The 24,350-nt window shown below is 46.2% G+C and carries 28 protein-coding genes; 3 read left to right on the top strand and 25 right to left on the bottom strand.

Features of this window, described 5'->3' with window-relative positions; translation table 11 throughout:
• Positions 1–52: 52 nt before the first annotated feature.
• From rpsR to ychF, 4 genes are all read right to left on the bottom strand, one after another.
• On the bottom strand, positions 53–283 hold the full coding sequence (rpsR, locus tag BBR47_RS29545; protein WP_007720187.1) for a 30S ribosomal protein S18: 231 nt from the start codon (positions 281–283) through the stop codon (positions 53–55).
• Positions 284–323: 40 nt separating this feature from the next.
• Complete coding sequence (locus BBR47_RS29550; protein WP_015894082.1) at positions 324–803, bottom strand: single-stranded DNA-binding protein; 480 nt, start codon at positions 801–803, stop codon at positions 324–326.
• A gap of 29 nt (positions 804–832) precedes the next feature.
• A complete protein-coding gene (gene rpsF / locus BBR47_RS29555) occupies positions 833–1,120 on the bottom strand; it encodes a 30S ribosomal protein S6 (RefSeq protein ID WP_007720183.1) in 288 nt (95 codons plus the stop codon).
• Between the two features lie 143 nt (positions 1,121–1,263).
• Positions 1,264–2,364 (bottom strand): redox-regulated ATPase YchF, encoded by a 1,101-nt coding sequence (gene ychF / locus BBR47_RS29560; protein WP_015894083.1) that lies wholly within the window; start codon positions 2,362–2,364, stop codon positions 1,264–1,266.
• A 215-nt stretch (positions 2,365–2,579) separates the two neighbouring features.
• On the opposite strand from ychF, the gene BBR47_RS29565 reads away from it, so the two are divergent.
• On the top strand, positions 2,580–3,203 hold the full coding sequence (locus BBR47_RS29565; protein ID WP_015894084.1) for an NAD(P)-dependent oxidoreductase: 624 nt from the start codon (positions 2,580–2,582) through the stop codon (positions 3,201–3,203).
• A 64-nt stretch (positions 3,204–3,267) separates the two neighbouring features.
• Here BBR47_RS29565 and pepF read toward each other — a convergent pair whose 3' ends face one another.
• Entirely contained in the window at positions 3,268–5,178 is a 1,911-nt protein-coding gene (gene pepF, locus BBR47_RS29570) for an oligoendopeptidase F (RefSeq protein ID WP_041749747.1), read from the bottom strand.
• Positions 5,179–5,534: 356 nt separating this feature from the next.
• Here pepF and BBR47_RS30745 point away from each other — a divergent pair, with 356 nt between their 5' ends.
• Entirely contained in the window at positions 5,535–5,621 is an 87-nt protein-coding gene (locus BBR47_RS30745) for a YjcZ family sporulation protein (protein WP_016739383.1), read from the top strand.
• Positions 5,622–5,841: 220 nt separating this feature from the next.
• Here BBR47_RS30745 and BBR47_RS29580 read toward each other — a convergent pair whose 3' ends face one another.
• From BBR47_RS29580 to BBR47_RS29595, 4 genes are all read right to left on the bottom strand, one after another.
• The gene (locus BBR47_RS29580; protein WP_015894086.1) at positions 5,842–6,621 is read right to left on the bottom strand and encodes an Ig-like domain-containing protein; all 780 of its coding nucleotides are present in this window, start codon (positions 6,619–6,621) and stop codon (positions 5,842–5,844) included.
• A gap of 114 nt (positions 6,622–6,735) precedes the next feature.
• On the bottom strand, positions 6,736–6,945 hold the full coding sequence (locus BBR47_RS29585) for a DUF951 domain-containing protein (protein WP_007720174.1): 210 nt from the start codon (positions 6,943–6,945) through the stop codon (positions 6,736–6,738).
• A 15-nt stretch (positions 6,946–6,960) separates the two neighbouring features.
• Complete coding sequence (locus BBR47_RS29590) at positions 6,961–7,836, bottom strand: mechanosensitive ion channel family protein (protein WP_015894087.1); 876 nt, start codon at positions 7,834–7,836, stop codon at positions 6,961–6,963.
• A complete protein-coding gene (locus tag BBR47_RS29595; RefSeq protein WP_026133914.1) occupies positions 7,833–8,114 on the bottom strand; it encodes a DUF3343 domain-containing protein in 282 nt (93 codons plus the stop codon). The genes BBR47_RS29590 and BBR47_RS29595 overlap by 4 nt, the downstream gene beginning before the upstream one ends.
• A gap of 214 nt (positions 8,115–8,328) precedes the next feature.
• On the opposite strand from BBR47_RS29595, the gene yyaC reads away from it, so the two are divergent.
• Positions 8,329–8,934 (top strand): spore protease YyaC, encoded by a 606-nt coding sequence (yyaC, locus tag BBR47_RS29600; RefSeq protein ID WP_015894089.1) that lies wholly within the window; start codon positions 8,329–8,331, stop codon positions 8,932–8,934.
• 89 nt (positions 8,935–9,023) lie between these two features.
• Here yyaC and BBR47_RS29605 read toward each other — a convergent pair whose 3' ends face one another.
• The 16 genes from BBR47_RS29605 to rpmH all read right to left on the bottom strand — a co-directional run bounded on the left by BBR47_RS29605 (position 9,024) and on the right by rpmH (position 24,231).
• Entirely contained in the window at positions 9,024–9,923 is a 900-nt protein-coding gene (locus tag BBR47_RS29605) for a diacylglycerol/lipid kinase family protein (protein ID WP_015894090.1), read from the bottom strand.
• 167 nt (positions 9,924–10,090) lie between these two features.
• Positions 10,091–10,804: a DUF554 domain-containing protein gene (locus tag BBR47_RS29610; protein WP_015894091.1), complete on the bottom strand. Its 714-nt coding sequence runs from the start codon at positions 10,802–10,804 to the stop codon at positions 10,091–10,093.
• Between the two features lie 30 nt (positions 10,805–10,834).
• Positions 10,835–11,989: an aminotransferase class V-fold PLP-dependent enzyme gene (locus tag BBR47_RS29615; RefSeq protein WP_015894092.1), complete on the bottom strand. Its 1,155-nt coding sequence runs from the start codon at positions 11,987–11,989 to the stop codon at positions 10,835–10,837.
• 15 nt (positions 11,990–12,004) lie between these two features.
• A complete protein-coding gene (locus tag BBR47_RS29620) occupies positions 12,005–12,850 on the bottom strand; it encodes a ParB/RepB/Spo0J family partition protein (protein ID WP_015894093.1) in 846 nt (281 codons plus the stop codon).
• Complete coding sequence (locus BBR47_RS29625; RefSeq protein WP_015894094.1) at positions 12,847–13,605, bottom strand: ParA family protein; 759 nt, start codon at positions 13,603–13,605, stop codon at positions 12,847–12,849. Before BBR47_RS29625 ends, BBR47_RS29620 begins: the two co-directional genes overlap by 4 nt.
• Positions 13,606–14,107: 502 nt before the next feature.
• Positions 14,108–14,965, bottom strand: coding sequence for a nucleoid occlusion protein (gene noc / locus BBR47_RS29630; protein ID WP_015894095.1), 858 nt, complete (start codon positions 14,963–14,965; stop codon positions 14,108–14,110).
• A gap of 759 nt (positions 14,966–15,724) precedes the next feature.
• A complete protein-coding gene (locus BBR47_RS31740) occupies positions 15,725–15,886 on the bottom strand; it encodes a hypothetical protein (protein WP_231850538.1) in 162 nt (53 codons plus the stop codon).
• Between the two features lie 601 nt (positions 15,887–16,487).
• Positions 16,488–17,204, bottom strand: coding sequence for a 16S rRNA (guanine(527)-N(7))-methyltransferase RsmG (rsmG, locus tag BBR47_RS29645; RefSeq protein WP_015894097.1), 717 nt, complete (start codon positions 17,202–17,204; stop codon positions 16,488–16,490).
• An 11-nt stretch (positions 17,205–17,215) separates the two neighbouring features.
• Positions 17,216–19,114 (bottom strand): tRNA uridine-5-carboxymethylaminomethyl(34) synthesis enzyme MnmG, encoded by a 1,899-nt coding sequence (gene mnmG, locus BBR47_RS29650; protein ID WP_015894098.1) that lies wholly within the window; start codon positions 19,112–19,114, stop codon positions 17,216–17,218.
• Between the two features lie 15 nt (positions 19,115–19,129).
• Positions 19,130–20,506: a tRNA uridine-5-carboxymethylaminomethyl(34) synthesis GTPase MnmE gene (gene mnmE / locus BBR47_RS29655; RefSeq protein ID WP_015894099.1), complete on the bottom strand. Its 1,377-nt coding sequence runs from the start codon at positions 20,504–20,506 to the stop codon at positions 19,130–19,132.
• A 286-nt stretch (positions 20,507–20,792) separates the two neighbouring features.
• Positions 20,793–21,422, bottom strand: coding sequence for an RNA-binding cell elongation regulator Jag/EloR (gene jag / locus BBR47_RS29660; protein ID WP_015894101.1), 630 nt, complete (start codon positions 21,420–21,422; stop codon positions 20,793–20,795).
• Positions 21,419–22,177 carry a membrane protein insertase YidC gene (yidC, locus tag BBR47_RS29665; protein WP_015894102.1) on the bottom strand — a complete coding sequence of 253 codons (759 nt, stop codon included), beginning with the start codon at positions 22,175–22,177 and terminating at the stop codon, positions 21,419–21,421. Before yidC ends, jag begins: the two co-directional genes overlap by 4 nt.
• A gap of 39 nt (positions 22,178–22,216) precedes the next feature.
• Positions 22,217–22,441: a membrane protein insertion efficiency factor YidD gene (yidD, locus tag BBR47_RS30750; RefSeq protein ID WP_015894103.1), complete on the bottom strand. Its 225-nt coding sequence runs from the start codon at positions 22,439–22,441 to the stop codon at positions 22,217–22,219.
• Between the two features lie 4 nt (positions 22,442–22,445).
• Complete coding sequence (rnpA, locus tag BBR47_RS29670; protein ID WP_015894104.1) at positions 22,446–22,826, bottom strand: ribonuclease P protein component; 381 nt, start codon at positions 22,824–22,826, stop codon at positions 22,446–22,448.
• A gap of 140 nt (positions 22,827–22,966) precedes the next feature.
• Positions 22,967–23,935, bottom strand: a complete 969-nt coding sequence (locus tag BBR47_RS29675; protein ID WP_015894105.1) for a nucleotidyltransferase domain-containing protein — start codon at positions 23,933–23,935, stop codon at positions 22,967–22,969.
• Positions 23,936–24,096: 161 nt separating this feature from the next.
• Positions 24,097–24,231, bottom strand: coding sequence for a 50S ribosomal protein L34 (rpmH, locus tag BBR47_RS29680; protein ID WP_007720125.1), 135 nt, complete (start codon positions 24,229–24,231; stop codon positions 24,097–24,099).
• Positions 24,232–24,350: the final 119 nt, after the last annotated feature.

A 24,350-nucleotide genomic window follows, 5' to 3' on the forward strand; every position in this document is an offset into this window, starting at 1 on the left:
TGGAAAAAAGAGGGCCACGCAATTGTGCCCCCCTTTTTATAGCTTTTGCAACTTATTCAGCAGTGTAAGGCAACAGTGCTACTTGACGGGATCGCTTGATTGCGATTGTCAGTGCACGTTGATACTTCGCAGAAGTACCAGTTACACGACGTGGCAAGATTTTGCCGCGCTCGCTGATGAACTTTTTCAGCAAATCAATATCTTTATAATCGATGTGCTTGATTTTGTTCACTTTAAAGAAGCATACTTTACGACGCTTATTAGGACGTCCTTTGCGTGCCATGATAGTCCCTCCCTCTTAGGAATGTGAAAGTTATACGATACTAGAACGGCAAGTCATCATCTGAAATGTTGATCGGCTTGCCTGCACTCGCGAAAGGATCACCAAACGGATCGTAGTCATTATTTCGTTGACCGGATGGTTTGTTACCGCCACCCATGCCTGGTCCTGGATCGTATCCTGGATTGTCTCCGCCGGATTCATTACCTCGACCGCCCAAAAATTGAACGTTCTCCGCAACGACTTCCGTCACGTATACCTTTTTACCTTCTTTATTATCATAGGAGCGTGTTTGCATACGTCCTTCGATGGCTGCTTGTCTACCTTTACGCAAATAGCTTGCGCACAGGTCGGCAAGTTTTTGCCAAGCGACAATGTTAATGAAGTCCGTTTCTCTCTCTCCCGCTTGATTGGTGCGGGGACGATTAACGGCCACAGTAAAAGTGGCAACGGCAACGCCATTTGGCGTGTAGCGAAGTTCAGGATCTTTCGTCAGGTTGCCGATGAGAATGACTTTATTCATCTTGGTTCCCCCTCTGATCGCGACAATGATTACTTCTCATCACGAACAAACATAAAGCGGATTACATCGTCATTGATTTTCATCAGACGCTCAGCTTCCGCAACAGCATCGGAGTTCGCTTTGAAGTTCATCAAAACGTAGTAACCTTCACGGAACTTGTTGATCTCGTACGCAAGACGACGTTTACCCATTTCTTGAAGCTTAGAGATTTCGCCACCATAGTTAGTTACAACATCGCTGTAACGAGCTACATTGGATTTTACTTTCTCTTCTTCAAGGTCTGGACGCAATACATACATTACTTCGTATTGGCGCATACCTTTTCACCTCCTTATGGACTTTAGCGGCCCTGTTCGGGCAAGGAGCGAGTGCTAAAACGAAACGCACAAAACATGCACTCCATAAATACTCGCATTATCGTATTATAACAAACCGCCTAGTTCGAATCAAGAATTTCGTACTAAACATTGAAACGGAAATGCATAACATCTCCATCTGCCACTACGTACTCTTTCCCTTCAAGACGGTACTTCCCACGTTCTCTCGCTACTGCCACGGAACCAGCATCTACCAGATGATCATAAGCAATCACTTCCGCACGAATGAATCCGCGCTCGAAATCGGTATGAATCACGCCTGCCGCTCCTGGAGCCTTTGTACCCTGACGGATGGTCCATGCGCGAACTTCTTGTACACCTGCAGTGAAATAAGTTACTAATCCCAACAGTTTGTAAGCAGCACGAATCAAGCGATCGAGACCGGACTCAGTAAGACCGAGCTCTTCCAAGAACATCTCTTTGTCTTCGCCCTCGAGTTCAGCGATTTCCGCCTCTACTTTCGCGCTGATGACAACCACTTCTGCACCTTCACTCGCTGCATGTTGGCGTACTGTCTGCACATGCGGGTTGTTGTCTGCATCGTTAATGCCGTCTTCCGCTACGTTGCACACGTACAGCATTGGCTTGATTGTCAGCAGATGCAAATCGCGAATCCATTTGCGCTCTTCGTCATCGAGTTCAACACTGCGAGCAGATTGACCCTCTTCAAATGCTGCTTTCAATTTTTCCAGCACGTCCAGCTCTTGCTTGGATTCTTTGTCGCCGGATTTCACTTTGCGTGCAATACGATCAATACGACGATCAACAGAGTCCAGGTCAGCAAAAATCAGCTCCAGGTTGATTGTCTCGATATCGCTCAAAGGATCGACACGACCTGCTACGTGCGTGATGTTCTCATCTTCAAAGCAACGAACAACATGGGCAATCGCGTCTACTTCACGGATGTGACCCAGGAACTGGTTGCCAAGTCCTTCACCTCTGCTCGCGCCTTTTACCAAGCCTGCAATGTCTACGAATTCAAACGCAGTTGGAACTACCTTGTTCGGTACAACGATTTGTGTCAGCTTTTCCAGACGCTCGTCTGGCACCTCCACGATCCCTACGTTCGGGTCAATCGTACAGAACGGGTAGTTAGCCGATTCAGCGCCCGCTTGTGTAATGGCATTAAACAATGTCGATTTTCCTACGTTAGGAAGACCTACAATCCCGCATGATGCACCCATCTATATACACTCCCTTATCATCATCCTGATATCCTTTTAAGTATATAGATTTGGTTTTCAGATTACAATTGTCTCCTTGTGGAAGCTTTTTTTTACTTGCCTCATCCTGCCTCTTAATCATAGCTCCATGTGGTGGGACAAAAAAAGAAATGATAGACTAGACAAACAGAATCTGTTTGCTACGGTAAAAGGAAAGGTAACGAGGTGACTAAAAAATGAAGCTCTTACTCCTTGGTGCCACTGGTCGCGTAGGAAGCCATATCCTCGACTATGCATTAAAAGATGGGCATGAAATAACTGCTCTCGTTCGCTCGGCAGACAAGCTTCTTCATCTGGCTGCTGAAAATCTTCGTGTTCTGACCGGAAACGTCCTCGATCAAAAGGATGTTGCATCAGCCATGCGTGGAGTCGACGCGGTCATTAGCGCGCTCGGGACAGACAAGGCAACGACGTTATCCGAAGGAACTCCCTATATTATTGAAGCAATGAGGCGAGAAGGCGTTTCACGCATTATTACGGTGGGCACCGCCGGCATCTTGCAAAGCAGAGTTTCTCCTGACCTGCTCCGCTATCAATCCAGTGAGTCCAGACAAAAATTGACGCGTGCTGCCGAGGAACATCACAAGGCATACTCGCTCTTGGAACAGTCCGAGCTCGATTGGACTATTGTTTGCCCGACCTATTTGCCTGATGGCGAGTATACAGGCACTTACCGGGTCGAGGCTCACCAGTTGCCTGTAGATGGGATGCAAATTTCCGTGCCAGATACGGCGGAGTTTACGTATCAGCAGCTCTCTCGTTCCGAGTACATTCGGGCGCGAGTAGGCATTGCCTATTGATACATACAAAAAAACAGGCTCCTCTCCGTAATGGAAGGGAGCCTGTTTTGCTGCTATTGCTTCTTTACTTCTCGTTTACCAGCTTTTCCAGCTCATTCAATGTCTCTTCAAAGATTTCCATCGCTTGCTCGATTGGCTGGGACGTGGACATGTCCACACCTGCTGCTTTCAGCACCTCGATAGGCGGAGCAGAGTTACCCGCTTCGAGGAAGTTTTTACGAACTCGATCCACAGCTGGCTGACCTTCATCCATGATTTGCTTCGCTAATGCTTGTGCAGCGGCAAAGCTCGTCGAGTATTGATAAACGTAGTATTTATAGTTGTAGAAATGGCTCACACGTGCCCATTCCATACCGATTTCCTCATCGGAAACCATGTCTTTTCCGTAGTACTTCTTGTTGATGTCGAGGTAGATCTTCTTGATCGCTTCCGCATTCAGAGATTCTCCCGCTTGCTCCTTCTCGTGAATCGCTCTCTCAAACTCCGCGAACTGCGTCTGACGGAACAGCGTGGAACGGAAGTTTTCCAGATAGTGATTCAAGAGATACATCTTCTCTTCTTTCGTCTTCGCCTTCGCGTACATGCTCTTGAACAGCAGAGTTTCATTCATGGTAGAAGCCACTTCTGCCGTGAAGGTTGGGTAGTTGGACGAAATATAAGGTTGATTTTTGTTCGTATAATACGACTGCATGGCGTGTCCCATCTCATGAGCGATGGTGTACACATCATCGAGCGTACCTTGGTGGTTCAACAGTACATATGGATGTGTATCATAAGCACCCCATTGGTAGGCACCCGTGCGCTTGTCATCGGTGGAATAGACATCTACCCATCCGCCATCCAGGCCGTCAGACATTGCCTTCACATAGTCATCACCCATTACTCCCAAACCATTAACGACGATTTTCTTTCCTTCGTCGAAGGAAATATATTTGTCATCAGATGGAACGATCGGCACGTAAATGTCGTACATGTGCAATTCCTTCACGCCAAGCATTTTCTTTTTCAAAGAAATGTAGCGATGCAGCAATGGCAGATTATCATTCACCGTGTCAATCAGCTCATCATACACCTTCGTCGGTACGTTGTTCGGTGTTAGGCTTGCTTCCAGCGCAGAATCGTAATTGCGTACCGCTGCGTAGAAATTATCGCCCTTTACTTTGGCAGCCAATGTTGATGCAAACGAGTCTTGGAAATCGATCAGAGCCCCATAATAGGCCTTGAACGCTTCTCTGCGCACATTTTGATCTTTGCTTTCCATGTAGGAAATGAAATTGGCACGAGTTAACTGAACTTCCTTGCCTGTCTCATCTTTGATTTTAGGGAACCTCACGTCTTTGGACAGCATGCTGTAAATGTTGGTCGGTGCACCTCCCAAAGGAGACGATTTCGCCAAGAGCTGCTCCATATCCGCAGAGAGTGAGTACGGCTTCGTTCTTAGCATGTCCTCGATAAACAGTTTGTAAGGCTCAAGCTCCTTTTTAGACAGCAAGCTCTTTATTTTACCATCTGGAATCGCAACAATTTCAGGCTGTACCCATGAAGTTTTTTCTGTGACAAGTGTGGACATTTTCTCAGCGCGGTCTCCCAGCTTTTGCAGATCAGGATTCGCGGAGTTTACATCGAGAGACATGTTCGCGTACACGTATGCTTTGTCATTTAAGCGCATCAACTCAACATAGTCATCGAATGCCGCCTGCATCGTAGCAGAAGATGTACCCAGCTTGCCTTTGTGTTTTGTGAAAGCGTTTGCCAAAGATTCAACCTTTGCAACATCCTTTTCCCATTCCTTAACAGTCGGATAAATATCATCCAGCTTCCACTTGTACGCATCTGGGATCTCAGCGCGAGTTTGATAAGAAGGCTTTTCAGCAGCAAGAGCTACCGCCTGCGTGCTGTAAGGAATAAATGGTACGGATACTGTCGACAATGCAATGGCCAAAGCCGTAACTGATGCAAATACTTGCTTCTTCAAATCTCAATCGCCCCTTTTCTTCTATCTATTTTTGCCAAAATTATAAGTGTGTAATTATATTTTCACCTGCCAAATTCCTTCTTACTAATAAAAATTTTTAAAATATTCGATAATTACCGTCGATTTATCCAGAGAAAATCCTCTTTTGTGGATAAGTCTGTGGATAAGTATTTACTAACAACTTTTTGTCTCCCACATCGTCTGCAGACACTCCTTTTCTTCGCAAAAAGTTGTCCACATTTTCTGTGGATATGCTGTGCATAACTTATTTTCTTGGAACCAGGGCATCCGCCTATACCCCGTTGTGGGTTTCTACATAGCATGAGTATTGAAACTACGGTAGGAGGTGTTAGCAAGTGGGTATCTTTAACGGTTTCGACGATTTCGCGCTGATCTTGGTTCTGTTCATCCTTCTCGTTATCGTAGGTTGTGACTGCAACTAACCTACTCCGCTGCCATCCAGCCTATCTGAAGGTAAGCTTGCATCCTCAGCAGCCTTACCTTCTCTAATTCCACATAGATCATAGCCAAGGCAATGCAGCCTAGGGATAATGATCAGTCATAACCTAAGTACCATCACCGGGAGATACATTTGATCGTACAAAAGGAAAAAGGATGCGCCTCTAAATTGGCTGCATCCTTTTTTTTACCCACATGCTTGAATTACTTCGATCCGGTCTGAAAAGTTATCCACTGCGCTTGATTTAAATTACCTGCTGTGTCCTTAACCAAGCCCGCAATGAGACTTACCTGATATCTCGTATGTGGCTGCCATTTTCCTTTTGGCTTCACAGACAACATCCGCTTACTTTTGTTCCATGTAATTGTGTGCGGAACGACAGTCCCTTTTTCATCTGTTACACGAACTAATGGCCCGGCCGTTTTGCTGGATAGGGCTCCACCATCAACCAAAGTAATCTCTTCTGCAAACTGGAGTGTCACTTTATCCTGGAGCTTTACATTTTTAGCTCCGTGACCAGGCAATATGACTGCTTGTGGAGCGATATTATCCACAGGTTTTTTCGTTTGAAACGTGCTAGCCAGCTCTGGATTCAAATTGCCTCGCTGATCCTTCACTTTTTTGGCCAGCAAGCTAACTCGATAGGACGCCCCTGCTTCCAGATTTCCTTCCGGATCAATTGTCATGCTTCGATCTGTTTTGTTCCATTTCGCCGTAAAACGAACCTTCTTTTTTTTCGCGTCCGTGAGTGAAATAATCGAGAGACCAGACTTGTCGGAGAGCTCTTGCCCATTTTTTAACGAAACCGGCCCCGAAAACGTCAGTGTAATGATTTGATTCGGGTCTATTTCCGCCGATTTGTCAGCCGGGGATATTCTCACTCCCCATTCGTTTGCCGACTTTGCCCACACTCCCTGTGATGGAAGTAGGAAAAGCGCAAGCACTACTACCCATTGCAACCACCGAACACTCATCTTTTTCATCGAACCCCTCCCGTCTAAAACGACAAAGCCGCTCCGTGAAGCATATAAGTGCGTCGCTTCATCGTTTACAGGCATTGTAGAAAAAGACAGAGGGGTTGATCAAAGAAATATGGTTTATGCTTGCGGTTCTTCCTCCGCGCGAATCAGTATCTTTTTCAGCTTGCGTTCAAATTCTAGTCGTCCAATCATCACACTATGATCGCAACCCGTACATTTGATTCGCACATCCATGCCCATGCGTATGACCTTCCACGCATTCGTGCCACATGGATGCGGCTTTTTCATCTGTACGACATCCCCCAGTCCAAATTGCTTGCGTTCCATATCTCTTTCTCCTCTCTACACTGTTCCCTTTCCAGACACCGCGACGATTTTTGGATACGGAATTTGAATGCCTCGGTTGGTTAATTCCGTTCTGATCTTCGCACGCAAATTTCGATTGACTCCGTGATGTGTGTTCGGCTTACACTCAGCCGTAACCCGGATGATGACTTCAGAAGGCCCCAGTGCATGTACTCCCAAAATCTGTGGCTCAGCTACGATATCCGTCAATTCTGTCTGAGCCGATGCCAATACTTCTTTGAGCACAGACTCAACTTGATTCAGATCTTCTTCATATGCTACAGATACGTCGACAACGGCTAACGTATTTTGCAATGAAAAGTTGGTCACTTGATTAATCGTGCCGTTTGGAAAGATGTGTACCTCACCCGTCCAGCTTCGCACCTTTGTAATGCGCAGACCAATCTCCTGCACCGTGCCTGTCAAGTTGTTGATCGTTACAACGTCTCCAACAGCAAATTGATCCTCAAAAATAATGAAAAATCCCGTAATAATATCACGCACGAGACTTTGCGCCCCGAAACCAACTGCCAGTCCCAGTACCCCTGCGCTTACCAAAACGGGGCGCAAATCAATGCCCAACAGCTGCAAGATCATGAGAATCGCCAAAAAGTAAATGCCGTACTGAACGATATGGTTGACGAGCACCCGCATAGTGTCCACTCGGCGTTGATCCATTTGAATCTTGCTTCCGTGGCGATGCTGGAACACTTTATTTACGCCCGATTGCACAACAGAAACGACGATTCGCGATAACAGGATGATCGCGACTATTTTCAGTACAGCCATCCCTATATTTACCCACATATCTGCATCTGTCATATACGCATGTACCTGGGCATAAATCCTTTCAAAGAAACCAGCTTGCTTCATTCCTCCCGCTCCTTCTGCTCCCCGCTTTCGTCCACCTCGCTATACTGGCCGAAAAACTGACGGAAGTATCCTCGTATTACCACCTGCTGTTCCATCATGATCGCTTTCGCTCGTAAGTAATCCGACAGTGGGAACTCAATGGAAAGGGCACAGCCTGCCGTTATTTCTTTTGGCGTTGGTCTTGTATCGATCTCAATATCTTCGTACTCCAGCAGCATTTCTGCCCGCAAGGCTTGCTGCGTGGAATCAAATGCGATCAGTACTGTCTCTCCTCCCATTTCACTCCCCCTCATCTCTTTCACACAAACTACTATAGGCTCCTCTTATTTTACCTGTTCGTTTTCATGCATGCCAGCCTCACTGAGTTTTCAAAACCTACGTAACTTTCCCATTAGCAGGTATAAAAATGTCATATCGGTACGATACTGTGAATACTTTTATATAACCTTTTACAGGTTGGTTTAAGCCAAGTCGGCAAGAGTGGGGGTTTCCATGAGTACATCCGATAATCGCAAGGATTATTCTTTGCCACCTTTTAAAGTGGAATACCGCAGTGAAAACGCAGACGAGCATCTCGCCGGTCACCTTGCCCAGCGCTTTCGCTTAAATCGGTTCGATGACGACCTTGTCATTGTATGTATTGGGACAGACCGTTCTACTGGTGATGCTCTAGGCCCATTAGTAGGAACCAAGCTCATCGCGCAGTCACCTCGTTTTTTGCAAGTGTACGGAACGCTTGAGGATCCTGTACACGCCATGAATCTTAAGGAAAAGTTAGAGCTCATCCAGGCGAATCATCCGACAGCTACACTTATTGCGGTCGATGCCTGTTTAGGTCAATTTAGCCACGTCGGAAACATCAATGTGATGAATGGTCCACTAAAACCAGGGGCTGGTGTTAAAAAAGAGCTGCCTCCTGTTGGTTCCTTCCACATTACCGGGATTGTCAACGTAGGAGGATTCATGGAGTATTTTGTCCTTCAAAATACCCGCCTCTCCATCGTCATGAACATGGCAGATACCATAGCTTCCGGACTGGCAAAAGCCGTAACACTGGCTTCTACGCCTAGTCGATTCGATAGTGTCTTATATGATTGACCGTTTCTTTCTGCAAAAGGTTCCATCCCTCTTTAGAAAACTTACTTTTTGATCTGTTCTCTCCCTCAACGGATGACAGGTCTATTTTTTTACGTGTAAATCGTCAGGCACTTTTCGATCACTTGGGCACTGATCGGTGTTGGCGCTACGCTTTCCCCATCTGCATGGACAGGTAGCTGTCCCGCTGTATGTATCGTTACATGCTTTCCCCTATAAAAGCGGACACCCGGATGATGACGGTGAGCTCCTGTGAATATTTTCGGAAAAGCAGCTAACAATCCGAGCCGACTCATACCACTTACTACGCAAATATCCGCAATTCCATCGTCCGGTATAGCATCGGGACAAATTAGCATTCCGCCTCCGTAATTCGGAATATTGGCAGCGACAACTAGCCAGGCAGCCTCTAAACGAGCCTCAATACCATCAACGTTCAGTACGATGTCACGTGGCTGATACGTACATACGACGCGAATCACCGATATAATGTAGGCAAGTGCTCCTAACCTGTACCCATTCAGCCAAGCTTTGTACACAGCTTGATCCGTTACCTTTGCTACCTGTGCATCGAATCCGGCCCCGATTGAATTCGCAGCTACTTCCCCATTCAATAAAATCAGATCGATTCGCTTTTCCCCTTTTTCCGACAGAATTCGCTCTAATGCCTGTAACGGTTTCATCGGAATTCCATGTCCGCGAGCGAAATCATTCCCGGAACCAGCCGGCACCAATCCAAATCGGCAATCTTGTTTCGAATCGTATATCCCATTTATCACGCCTCGGACAGTTCCATCCCCTCCGACAGCAATGATTGTTTTTACTCCCTCTTTTTGAATCAGCTCTTTTGATAATTTTTTGTCGTCCCCCTCTCCTGATGTCAACCTGACATGAAAAGGCGCTCCCAGACATCGTAGCGTCGGCTCAATTTGCCTCCATACTTTCAACCCTGTGCCATTACCCGATACAGGATTGACGATAACACCCAACATAATCATTCTCTCCCCAACTTGCTGTCGTACGCTACTGTCACGTCCCAATTATCCATCCTTGCTCGCAAATTAAGTTTTTGTATCATATTATCGCATGCTATTTTTATCGATGATAGTTGATTTTTCATAAAAAAAGACTCCTCCCGAAGGAAGAGCCTCTGTACCAACTATGAAAACAGCTTTGAAACCCAATCGATAAAGGGAACACCGACTGCTGCGATCACTAATGCTGGCATCATGTTGGCTACCCTGATCTGTTTGATCTCCAAAACGTTTAACCCAATGGCAATAATCATCAAGCCACCTACCGCCGTTACTTCTACCAGGATCGCATTCAGCATCGTTTCGCTCACCACACTGTAAATGCTTGTAGATAATAACGCAATCATGCCTTGATATAAAAACACGGGTACTGCCGAAAAGATGACACCGATTCCTAGTGTTGATGCAAAAATGATCGCAGAGAATCCGTCTAGCATTGCTTTCATAAACAGTACTTCGTGATTGTTACGCAAACCACTGTCCAATGAACCGAGTACAGCCATGGCTCCAATACAGTACACCAGCGTCCCCGTGATAAAACCAGTGGCGATACTCCCTTGGCTCCCCCCGACTTTCCTCTCCAGCCAGTGCCCCAGATTGTTTAAGCCTTTTTCAATCCCAATCCATTCACCTATTACTGTTCCTAGCACAATACTGATAATCACGAGTAAAAAGTTATCCGAACCGAGGCACATTTTAATACCCAATATGAATACGGCCAGAGCAATCCCTTGCATGACGGTTTGTCGCATCGACTCCGGAATTCGCTTCAACATTCTGCCTAACAATGCTCCTAAGATGATTGCTCCGGCGTTGACCAATGTTCCCAGCAAGATCACTTGCGCTGTCCCCCTACAGATGCCTTACCCTTACACAAACGCTGCTGCTATTTCCCGAACAGCGTTATGAAGCGCTTCTACATCTTTCTCTGAGTTGAAAATTCCAAAGCTGGCTCGAACGGCTCCACGTTGTTCTGTACCGGCAGTCTGGTGACCCAATGGCGTGCAATGAAAACCCGATCTGGTCGCAATCCCGTATTGTTGATCCAGGATAAACGATACCTCCGCCGCATCCACCTCTCCGATATTAAAAGCAACCACGCCCACACGTTCGATCTCAATCCCCGGTCCGTAGACATGTACACCCTCGATTTGCTGCAATCCAAGGATCGTTTGTTTCACCAATTCCCATTCGTGCTGACGAATGTTGTCCACACCTTTTTCCATGACAAAATCAACGCCTGCTTGCAGCCCTGCCAAACCAACCGTATTGAGTGTCCCGCTTTCGTATCGGTCTGGACGAGTTGTCGGTTGATCAATGGCTTCAGACTGACTGCCTGTCCCCCCATGAATCAAGGGCTCGAGATCAATATCACTACTTACGTACAAACCACCGGTACCTTGTGGACCGTAAAGCCCTTTGTGCCCAGGAAAAGCAAGCATATGAATATTCATTGCCTCTACATCGATAGGCAAAACACCAGCAGACTGAGAAGCATCCACCAAAAACGTAATTCCGTGCTCTTTTGCCAGTTTCCCCAGTTCGGCAACAGGCAGGATGACACCTGTCAGATTGGAAGCATGGCTCACAACGATTAACCGCGTTGAGGGCGTAATTGCCTGGGCAAAATCCTCTACATAGAATTGATGGTCTTCTCTTGGCTCTACAAAAGTAGCTTCTACTTGGTTGTTTTTGCGCATGAACTCGATGGGACGTCTTACCGAATTATGCTCAACAGATGAAGAAATAACATGATCGCCTGCTTGTAAAAACCCTTTTATCGCCTGATTAAGCGCTTGAGTGGCATTGAGATAAAAAAAGAGGTTATTCGGGTTTTGAACCCCAAACAACCGCGACACTTGCACCCGTGTCCGAAACACAGCTTTACTCGCTTTCATCGCCAGTGCATGTCCACCTCGGCCAGGATTTGCAGCAAAATCCTCGATGACCTCCGCCATCATTTCTTTGACTGCTGGTGGCTTCGGCCATGTAGAAGCTGCGTTATCCAAATAGATGATCGCCATGACTACCTCCTGGACTTACTTCTCTATATTCAGCATTTCGATGATTCGTTCCAAGTCTTCCTGTGAATAGAAGTCAATTTCGATCTTGCCGCGCTTTGACCCTTTTTTAATCTTGACCGATGTCCCAAAACGGCTGCGCAGCCGTTCCTCCATCTCGATCAAAACTGGCTCGTTTTTCGCTGACTTTTTCTTTTTTGTTTCACGTGAAACATTGAGCTGCTTCACGATCTCTTCCAGCTGACGAACACTCAATCCTTTTTCCACTACGTCATTTGCAAGCTGTTGTTGTACTTTCTTATCCGTTACCCCAAGCAAAGCACGTGAATGTCCCATGGATAGTTCAGCTGCCGATACCATTTTTCGGATCTTCTCTGGCAGTTGCAGCAAACGAAGCATGTTGGCTACATGCGGTCGACTCTTCCCTATCTTTTGTGCAAGCTGTTCTTGCGTATAATCATGGTGGGAAATCAGCTTGTCATAAGCCTCTGCCTCTTCGAGTGGATTCAGATTTTCCCGTTGTAAGTTCTCGATCAGGGCAATCTCCATTAATTGCTGATCTGTGTACGCCTTTACGACTACCGGAACCTCTTTTAACCCTGCTAGCTTTGCAGCGCGCAATCTTCTTTCACCAGCTACCAGCTCGTAACCTTTGATGCTTTTCCGAACAATTAGTGGTTGGATGATCCCATGCTCTTTGATCGACTGTGCCAGTTCCTCAATAGCTGATTGCTCGAATTCTTTCCGGGGCTGATAAGGGTTAGGACGAATCTCATTGATGGAAACCTCTTTTACCTGTTCCCCTTCTTCGATGAGATTGGAAGTAATAAGCGCATTCAGCCCTTTTCCCAATCCTCTACTCATACCCCTACCACTTCCTTCGCCAAATCAGTATAGACTTCCGCTCCTCGTGAGCGTGGATCGTACGTAATGATGGCTTGTCCGTGTGATGGTGCTTCACTCAAGCGTACATTTCGAGGAATAATTGTCTTGTATACTTTGTCCTGAAAATACTTTTTCACTTCTTCAATCACTTGCAGACCGAGATTCGTACGTGCATCGAGCATCGTCAGCACGACGCCTTCGATGGCAAGCTGCGAATTCAAGTGTTTTTGGACCAAACGAATGGTGTTCAATAGTTGGCTTAATCCTTCTAGCGCATAGTATTCACACTGGATTGGAATCAAGACCGAATCAGATGCTGTCAAAGAATTTACGGTCAAAATCCCTAAGGATGGCGGGCAATCGATGATGACGTAATCGTACTTGTCCTTGACAACTTCCAGCGCCTTTTTCAGACGAACCTCACGAGAAATCGTAGGAACCAGCTCGATTTCCGCACCTGCCAATTGAATGGTGGCAGGAATGATCATTAATCCTTCAATTTCAGTTGGCAAAGTCGCATCGACAGGGTTGATATCATTGATCAGGACATCATAAATGCAGTACTTAACATCTGCCTTATTTACCCCGATCCCACTGGTTGCATTTCCTTGGGGATCAATATCAACCAGCAGCACCTTTTTCCCCAATGCGGCCAAACAAGCGCTTAGATTGACGGACGTAGTCGTTTTCCCGACGCCGCCTTTCTGGTTCGCAACCGCAATGATTTTTCCCAACTTCTCCACCTCTTTTTTGTCGTGTAGGAAAGCTTGTGGCTCGACCAGTACACTCTCCAGTACGTCTTTCAAAGTCATCTTCTGTATCCTCATCTAGTTAGTCATTCGAGTCTATTTACGATTTGCTCGTATTCTTGTAAAACGATGATCTTTTATACAAATTCCTTCGTCCGTTGCCATTCAGTAACCTTTACATCGCCTGTACATGATAAGACGAAAAAAGCCCCTGCAAAGTCATCCTCATTGATTATCGAGTAAACCTGCAAGTATGCACAGGTTGGTACTCTCCATGTTATCAGATTTGCTGCTTGGTCGTACGCTGTTTTTTTTAGATAGTGAGACAAAAAAGCCTGATTTTTGCCCCGAAAATGCAGATTTACCTAGCCTTTTTACAGGAAATGCATATTTTTGGAAATCGAATAGTACTAAAAGCCTCATTTTCCTATAAATAATCAGCATTTGCCCAAAAAGAAAGGCGACCTTGTCGCCATGTTTGTTACGATCATTTATTTCCTGTTTCCTTGTTTTTTGGAATACGAATCGTGAATTGATAGAATTCATCATGATCTTCTTCTGCTGTTTCTACAGGTAGGCCTGTCTGGATCACCATATCGATCGATTGACGTACAGTATTAATCGCAATCCGCGTATCTCTTGAGAATGCTTTCCAGCGTGGCTTCGCATCTTTTTCCGATTTAGGGTTCTCGGCCAGTTCTAGAAGCTGCTTCACGCGCACTTCCGTCTGTTTCACATTCCATTCCCGCTCCAAAATCTCCAACAGGACTTTATTTTGTAATTCTGGATCTTTTAACGGAATCAGAGCCCTTGCATGACGCTCTGTTACTTGTCTGGACAACAAGGCATCTTGAATTCCTTGTGGTAAATGGAGCAAGCGCAGTTTGTTTGCAATTGTCGATTGTCCTTTACCCAAACGTTGAGCAAGACTCTCTTGCGTCAAATTGTGCAAATCAATCAGCTTTTGATATGCGACTGCCTCTTCAATAGCTGTCAAACCTTCTCGTTGCAAATTCTCAATCAATGCGATAGAGGCTGTTTGCGAGTCATTAAACTCTTTGACAATCGCAGGAATCCTCTCCATGCCCAATTTTCTAGTTGCGCGCAAACGTCGTTCCCCAGCAATCAATTCGTAACGACCATCGCGAACTCGCACGACAATCGGTTGAATGAGCCCATGAGTTCGTATCGTTTGACACAACTCATCAATTTTCTCGTCATCAAATACAGTACGAGGTTGATATGGATTCGGTACAATCTCCTCAACTGGTATTTGTTTGATTTCTTCGTTATCTGTCTTGTCCGTTAAGCCAAAAATCCGAGAAAATGAATCTTTAACTGCCATAGAAAAATCCCCCACTTCTACCCGTTCCATCCGTGCTATTTTAAAGTCTTTGAAGAGGTGTTCAAAAAGTCATTTTTGATCACGAAGTAATCCTGAAAGATTGCGCAAAAATGATACAAGCGTTCACTCTCGAAAGTCAGGTGCTCATGTAGCTCCCCTACATCCCGCTCCTCCTTCTTCAGCTTCTCGCCGCTTTCTTCGTGCTGAAAAGACAACTTTTTGAATACGTCCTAGAAACTGAAAAAGGTCCTGTCCAATCAACGACAGAATCTTCCTAGAAACATTTTGTTATCCCCCGCCAATCCATTGTCCGGATATGACAGATTGAATATGTTCTTTGATTGTTGCTGCTAAGGAAAAATGGCATATTGGCGTCGTAAGTGAGTTCAGTCCTACTCTTTTAACATAGGTCCTCCTCTTACATCGTTAAGGACAGCATGCATCTTCTTTTAAAAAAGCTTCACAAGCCCTATAGTACATACTGCTTAACAGACTCTTCTTGCCCATCCGATCGGTTTGTAAAATTGCCTTTGACCTAATCTTCTTTCCCTATACGCTTTCTTCAGGTTCATTTATATATATGTAATTCTGCAAGATTCGCCCAATTCCTGCTAAAGAAAAACGTTTCACGTGAAACATCAATCATGATCTTCCGCATAAAAATCGTGATCGTCACGGTGCTTTGGCCTCTCATCACTTCCAATGCTCTCATCAGTAGGATGTGAAATCTTGGTGACAGAAAACAATCGAGGAAAAAGACTATGAAAGTCTAACGTCAGGTACGAAAAAATCGCAGCAACGATCACAGCGACAGACATCCCTGCACTGAACCAAACCAATGATTGAAACAACCCACATCCCAGCTGCCGTCGTAAGGCCTTTTACCGTACCATTGCATTTAATAATAGCTCCAGCCCCCAAAATCCCATTCCCGCTACGACTTGTGCAGTTACCCTCCCCGGATCACGATTTACGCCACTCGAAGAAAAACCGTAAAAAAACTTCTATCGAAGCCTATTCATAGAGGAGCGACCGCGTTTTTGCGGAATGTTTTACCGAGGTTATGCCAGATGCGGACGCTGAGGTACCTTGTTATGCGCTCCAGAAAGTTTAAACTTTCTTTCACGTTAAATAGAGGCTAGTCCAAAAAGAAACGAACCAAAACAAACGAGACTATACGTTCAAAAACCAGCACCTCTTTGCCTGCTCACATCCTTTATAAATCTCTCTCGCTTTCATTCCATGATGGCACCCGCTAGAAAAGCAAGACAGAGCCGAAGCAATATGGTCGGGAGTTCCGGCGGAAAAAGGAGGAAAGTACTGTTGCTTGCATAGTCTAATCACCCTCTCACACGATGTCATTCTTTCGGAGGAGCTAGTACGAGTTGTAGACTCCATGATCCAAGAAACCTGAGCGACTACATACCTTCCATTTCATCAAAAACGAGCAATTTGATTTAAACACCTTTCCATACGAAAAAAGGCCGCAGCACGTGGCTACGACCTCACTTATGATTGACTCCTACACTAACGGCTTTTTCGCAGGAACTCCTGCCTTACGCGGATAGCTTTTCGGCGTCGCTTCTATTTTTTCCATGATGACGATATTGCGTTCTCCCGCTTCCTCTAGAAGCTGGAATGTCTCGACCTTTCTCGTCTTTCCACCAAGCGTCTTGATTGCCTTTTTCGCTTCAGCAAGCTCTGGAGTAATCTCTGCTCCCTTGAGAGCCACGAAATGTCCTCCGACTTTGGCAAAAGGAAGGCAGAACTCCGATAACAGATTGAGTCTCGCAACAGCACGTGCCACTACGAGATCAAATTTCTCCCGATACATCGCTTCTTGCCCACGATCCTCGGCACGTCCATGTACGGGATTTACGTTCTCCAAGCCCAGTTCCTTTGCTACATGCTGCAAAAAGCTCATTCGCTTGTTCAAGGAATCAATGATCGTCATTTTCAGATGCGGGAAGCAAATTTTTAAAGGAATGCTTGGAAAGCCTGCGCCCCCACCGATATCTACAACTGATTGCACCTGGTCAAATGGGAAGTAAAACGCCGGCGTAATCGAATCATAAAAATGCTTGTTGTACACTTGCCCCTCTTCGGTAATCCCGGTCAGGTTCATCTTCTCATTCCATTCCACCAGCAGGCGAAAAAAATGATCAAACTGCTCCTTCTGACGATCCGTCAAAGAAATCCCCTGGGCTGCAAGTACCTCGGCAAACTGTTCTTTCGTCATAGTTTTTCTCCTTACTCGGCTACTCCCACGCGTTTGTACTCCAAATATACCATCAACACGGAAATGTCTGCTGGAGTAACCCCTGCGATACGAGCCGCCTGCCCGATGTTCAACGGACGGATTTTGGTCATATTGTCGCGAGATTCCTTGGACAAACCGGAGATTTGGTGGTAGTCAATATCCGTTGGGATGCGGCGCTCCTCCATTTTTTTCATCCGTTCAACCTGTTGCAATGACTTTTTGATGTAGCCATCGTATTTAATCTGGATTTCAACCTGTTCGGTCACATCCTCTGGAAGTGCTTCCGGTGCCGGGACCATTTGAGCAATATGGCTGTAGTTGATTTCCGGACGACGCAGCAATTGAGCCAGCTCGATGACATCTGTCAGCTCAGGAGAGCCTGCGTTGCGCAAAACCTCTTGAACATGTGCCATTTCAGGACGTACGCGTGTGTTGGCCACACGTTCTTTTTCCTGCTCGATCAGCTCGCGTTTTTGGTTAAATCGATGGTAGCGCTCCTCGCTAATCAGACCAATTTCATGGCCGATATCAGTTAGGCGCAAGTCCGCATTGTCATGACGCAGCAGCAAGCGATATTCTGCGCGAGAAGTAAGCAAACGATAAGGCTCATGCGTTCCCTTCGTAACCAGATCGTCAATCAAGACACCGATGTACGCCTCATCCCGTCCCAAAATAACGGGCGGTTTCCCTTGAACGCGGCGTGCTGCGTTAATCCCTGCCATGAGACCTTGACCCGCTGCTTCTTCATAGCCAGAGGTACCATTGATTTGTCCTGCTGTGAACAAGCCAGGCAAGGTTTTGGTTTCCAAAGAAGGCCAGAGCTGCGTCGGCACGATCGAATCATACTCAATCGCATAGCCAGGGCGCATCATTTTGACTTCTTCCATTCCAGCCATGGAACGCAGCATGGAAAGCTGAACATCTTCCGGCAAGCTGGTCGACAAGCCTTGTACATACATTTCTTCGGTATTGCGCCCTTCTGGCTCCAAGAAAATTTGGTGACGCGGCTTATCGTTAAAACGGACTACTTTATCTTCAATCGAAGGGCAATAACGCGGGCCTGTTCCTTCGATCATTCCCGAATACATAGGGGCACGATGCAGATTACTATTGATGAGTCCATGCGTTTCTTCATTTGTATAGGTCAGCCAGCAAGGGAGCTGATCCATGATAAATTCAGTTGTTTCATAAGAAAAAGCACGTGGAACCGGATCACCAGGCTGAATCTCCATTTTGGAGAAATCCACACTACTGCTATGAACACGCGGTGGCGTCCCCGTCTTGAAACGAGTCATTTCAAAACCGAGTTCCTTCAAATGATGTGCCAGACGAATAGACGGACGCATGTTGTTCGGTCCACTTTCGTATTGAAGATCCCCGAGGATGATCTTTCCGCGCAAATAGGTTCCGGTCGTCAATACAACGGATTTGGCCATGTATCGCGCCCCAGTTTGCGTGATAACCCCTTCACAAACTCCATCGTTCACGATCAGCTCTTCCACCATCGCTTGACGCAGGATCAAATTCGGAGTATTTTCAATCGTTTTCTTCATTTCATGCTGATACGCAAATTTGTCTGCTTGCGCCCGCAAGGCATGCACAGCAGGTCCTTTCCCTGTATTCAGCATACGCATTTGGATATGGGTTTTGTCGGTATTGCGTCCCATCTCTCCACCAAGCGCGTCCAATTCGCGTACAACGTGGCCTTTTGCAGGACCACCTACGGAAGGATTACATGGCATGTACGCCACAGCATCCAGGTTGATCGTCAACAGCAATGTACTACAGCCCATACGTGCAGCCGCCAATGCCGCTTCCGCACCGGCATGACCCGCACCAATGACAATGACGTCAAAAGAGCCCGCTTCATATGCAGGTACAACGTTCATTTTTTGCCCTCCTAATCACTTACCCAGACAGAACTGGGAGAAAATCTGGTCAATCAAATCTTCGCCGACGCTTTCACCGATGACTTCACCAAGTAGCTCCCACGACTTTTTAATGTCGATCTGAATCATGTCTACTGGCATCAACTCATCGATTCCACCCAGCGCTTCATCCATGGCTCGTTCTGCCTGACGAAGCAGTTGAATATGTCTGGCGTTACTCACGTAGGTCAAGTCATCCTGCTGCACACGGCCACTGAAGAAAATCTCCCCAATAGCCTGCTCCAGAAGATCGATCCCCGTCTCCTCACGCGCGGACGTCATAATCAACGGCTGCTGAGGGAAATGACGCTTGATCTCTTCCAAATCGACTTTTTGCGGCAGGTCGAATTTATTGACAATCACAATCACATGGAACCCTTTTGCTGCTTCAAAAATCGCGTAATCATCAGCGGAGAGAGGCTCGTTGTAGTTGATCACGAGCAACACGAGGTCAGCCTTTTGCAGCAGCTGTCTGGACTTCTCTACCCCGATTTTCTCCACGATGTCCTCTGTATCGCGAATTCCTGCGGTATCGATAAGTCGCAAAGGAACCCCGCGCACATTGACATACTCTTCGATGACATCGCGTGTCGTTCCCGCAACGTCAGTTACAATCGCCTTTTCCTCTTGAACCAGACTATTTAATAGAGAGGATTTCCCTACATTCGGACGTCCAATAATCGCGGTCGACAAGCCTTCACGCAAAATTTTTCCTTGCTGTGCGGTCTGCAACAATCGTTGGATTTCCCCTTTAACCTCCAGGCACTTTCCTCGCAAGAAATTTTGTGTAAACTCCTCAACGTCATGCTCTGGATAGTCCAGTGTTACTTCTATATGGGCCATCGCTTCAATCAAGTTTTGGCGCAGCTGCCGAATGAGCCTGGACAGCTTCCCTTCTACTTGATTCAATGCGACCTTCATCGCTCTGTCTGTTTTGGCCCGAATCAAATCAATGACGGCCTCAGCCTGAGACAAATCGACTCGTCCGTTTAAGAACGCACGCTTCGTGAACTCCCCCGGCTCCGCCAATCTTGCTCCATTATCCAAGATTAACTCCAGAACCTTTTCAACGGAAACAATTCCTCCGTGACAGTTGACCTCCACTACATCCTCCCTCGTAAATGTACGGGGAGCCTTCATTACGGAAACCAGTACCTCTTCCACTCGTTCACCTGTGTTTGGCTCATACAAGTGCCCATAATGGATCGTATGGCTGTCCACAGTGGACAACCGCTGCTTTCCTTTATATATCTTATCCACAACTTCGATCGCTTCCGTACCGCTTACCCGGATCACGGCAATACCGCCTTCACCCATCGGTGTTGCGACCGCCGCTATTGTATCGAATTTCATGCTGTTCACCTCAAGCTTTCCACTCTTACAAGTCAGCCACTAACTTACTAGCATAACAGATCGTCTAGAAAAATTCCAAAAGAAAGTGCAGCCAATCCATCTGCTAAACACGCAATAGGAAAAAGCAACCCTATCTCCAAGGTTGCTGTCCATTTTGGTTATCCACAGTATAATCATTTTCGCAAATCCTCAACCATTTGGTCAATTATCCACAGTGGACAACTTTTTGACGCGATTGTTCAAAATGTCGTCGCTTGCTCATTTGAATTAGGCAAAAAAAAGAAGCCTAGCGAGAGGCTTCTTTCGGTGCAATCACGATATAACGATTTGGCTCGTCTCCTTCACTGAAGGTAACCACATCCGCTCTCTTTTGCAAGAACGCGTGGATTACTTTCCGTTCAGCAGCAGACATTGGTTCCAGACGTACATCCCGTTTGGTCGATAACGCTTTTTTCGACACACGATCTGCGAGCTGCTCCAATGTTTCCTTGCGACGAAGCCTGTAATTTTCGGCATCCAGAGTGATACGTACATGTTTGTCCGCATGACGGTTCGCTACGACGTTTACGAGATACTGTAATGAATCAAGAGTTTGTCCCCTGCGGCCAATAATGATTCCCAGATTGGTTCCCTGGATGTCAAACAGCATGCCCTCTTCATTTGTACGCGTCTCCACTTTGGCATTCACCTTCATGTTCGACAAAACGTCTTGAAGAAAGTCACGTCCCTGTGCAACCGGATCAAAGTGAAATTCTACTTGCACTTTAGCGTCCTTTGCCCCAATCAGTCCAAACAATCCTCTGCTTGGTTCCTCTAGAACTTGGATCGTTGCCCGCTCACGCGGCACTCCCAATTCCAGTAAAGCTTTTTGCACAGCATCGTCGATCGTTTTTGCCGTAGCTACCACCTTTTTCACTTGGAGGCTCCCCCTTTAGGAGTAGGCATTTTCCCTTTATCACGATACAGGAAGTAGGTTTGTACAATGGTAAACAGGTTACCGTATACCCAGTACAGAGACAGCGCTGATGGCAATGTGACAGCAATCGCCAAAATCATCAGCGGCATCATGATGATCATCATTTGCATTTGTGGATTTCCCTGATTTGCTTGACCCATCATCTTGGACTGCAAGTAGGTCGTAATCGCAGCAATGATTGGCAAGATGTAGTACGGGTCCTTTTGTCCCAGCGTCAGCCACATGAACGTTTGCGAGTTAATCTCGGACGTACGAATGATCGCATGGTAGAACGCGATCAAAATCGGCATTTGTACCAACATTGGCAAGCATCCAGCCAACGGATTGACACCGCTCTTCTGGAACATAGCCATTGTTTCTGCTTGCGCTTTTTGTGGATCATTTTTGTACTTTTCACGGATCTTTTGCATCTCCGGTTGAATCTCTTGCATTTTCTTGGAGCTCTTGATTTGTTTGACCATCAATGGAAGCACAATGATTCGAATGATGATCGTTGCAACTAGGATACCCAGACCGTAGTTGTTTCCGAGTAACAATGCGCTCTCTTTAATTAGCCAGGACAGTGGATAGACAAAATACTTGTCCCAAATGCCGGTTGCGTCAGGGCCAATTGGTGCTGCTGCTTGGGGGTTACAGCCCGACAAAACTAGAACCAGCATAGTCAGCATAAGAATGCTGAGTGTACGTCTACTCAAGGGTGATCCTCCTTTTCCCCGCTTCAATATGAGGTAATCTTATTTGTGCTGATCCGGGACTGGATCATACCCGCCCGGGTGGAACGGATGGCATTTCAAGATGCGACGAAGGGCCAACCAGCCTCCCCTCCACGCTCCAAATCGACGAATCGACTCGATTGCGTAATGGGAACAGGTAGGCGCGAATCTGCATGAAGGTGGTTTATACGGAGAAATCATCAGTTGGTATCCCCGAATCAACCAAACCATGATCTTCACTATCATCGTTTCACCCTCTTTTTCCATCTCTTTTTCCATTATGTACGGGTGCCTGTTTGATCACTTTGGCTCGCTTCATCACATGTAACAGAGATTGCTCAATGGCTTCAAGCGTCATCGCTTCCACACCCGGACGGGCGATGATGACGAGATCGAGACCGACTGGGATATCAGACTCCATTCGAGCTACTGCTTCGCGTATAAGCCGCTTGACTCTATTGCGGACAACAGCATTGCCAATTTTTTTACTGACGGAAATCCCAGCGCGAAAAGCCGCTTGTCCCTCTTGCTTTGCAGAATACAAGACAAACTGCTTATTAGCCGCAGAACTTCCTCGTTGAAACACAGCTTGGAATTGCTCATTTTTTTTGAGCCGGTGTGAACGATGCAAGGTAAACAACCCCTAACATCACAATTATAGTAGAAAACGTAAACAGCATCTACCAGTATATCCTTGTTTCGTTCACTTTTTTCCCTAAGTATACTCGGTTTAGAACAAAATCTAAAATTCGGTGTAAAAAATAGAGACGATCAGCCAATTTCCGCGATGATTTCTGCACTGGCATGGCGCAAGTGAGCGAGCAATTGTCCATCTGCTTGGAAAAATCCCAATTTTTGAAGAGACAAGGAAAGCTTGGCAGGCAGATCCGCCCAATGATTCTCCAGCCATTCATCAAGACCCACACTATGATATAACCAGATCGCTTCTGAAAATATTAAAAACCCGGCCATATCAAGCTGATTTCTCTCCTGCAATCTTTGTACCTTCCTCTTTACTAACCAATCATTTTCACCCGCCAACGCAAACTCGATCCCCTTATTTATTGACCGTAGATAAGTCCGGTAGTCGGCCAATAGCATAAGTGCATCCTGTACATCCTGATTACTCCGGTATGTCTCCAGAAAAAAGCCATCCATTCCGTCCGAACGTCCTTCTTTCTGTAACAGCTGATACAACTGAGCATCACTCAATGAATGCCCTTGGAAAAAGGCACTCATTTGTAGCGCACCGATCCATCCTGCCCATGAAGCCAAATAAGCAGAGTAAGGAAAGCCTTCCATTAAGGCAGCCTGCGCCTCTTCGTGGAACGATTCTACCTCTGCTTTTGCCTGTGCGAACATTTTCGCTTTCCCAGCCGGGGAATCCATATACGCGCATATGTCATTCATCCAGGAAATGAAACGATCCTCTGGGTCCAGAATAATCTTTGCTTCCTTTAGGTAACGCCATGCCCACGGATTCTCATATACTTCTTCATCCGTAGGAGCAGATTGAACCTGCAGCTGTATCATATGCCCTTTAAACAGACGATTTTCACAGGAAGGATCATCTTCTCCCTCCACAAAGATGTGTAAATCGAGGTCGCTGTAGGTATCCGCTTCTCCCCTCCCGACAGATCCACCAGCATAGGCACATACCATGTTGGATACAGGCCATTCATCAAGAAACTCGCGCGCCAACGATACAAAAAAGTCGGTTACGTCCTTCCTCTCCTCCATCGGCCCCCTCCTATCTCTTCAATAAATAGCAGGATTTTCGGTAGCTAGGTAATGATTATCCCCCAAAAGGTTTCCACATCGGAGAAAGCCTTCCTCTTTTTATGACAACAGAGAATTTTCAGACATATATAGGCAAACAAAAAGGCCACTAAAAGTGTGGCCTAAGCGGAAAGAACTTTTCTACCTCTTTGACGACGAGCAGCCAAAATTTTACGGCCATTTTTTGTGCTCATGCGCTTACGGAATCCATGATCCTTTTTGCGCTTGCGGTTGTTAGGATTGAAAGATGGTTTCATTACGTATACACCTCCGTCTTGCAAAGACATTCCTTTGCATTATAAGAACATATGCCTAAAAAGTCAAGCAACAGTGGAATTTCATTACCAAGGCAAATATCCCCATAAAACTATTTCCC

It is taken from the genome of Brevibacillus brevis NBRC 100599 (genome assembly GCF_000010165.1).
Lineage (GTDB): Bacteria > Bacillota > Bacilli > Brevibacillales > Brevibacillaceae > Brevibacillus > Brevibacillus brevis_D.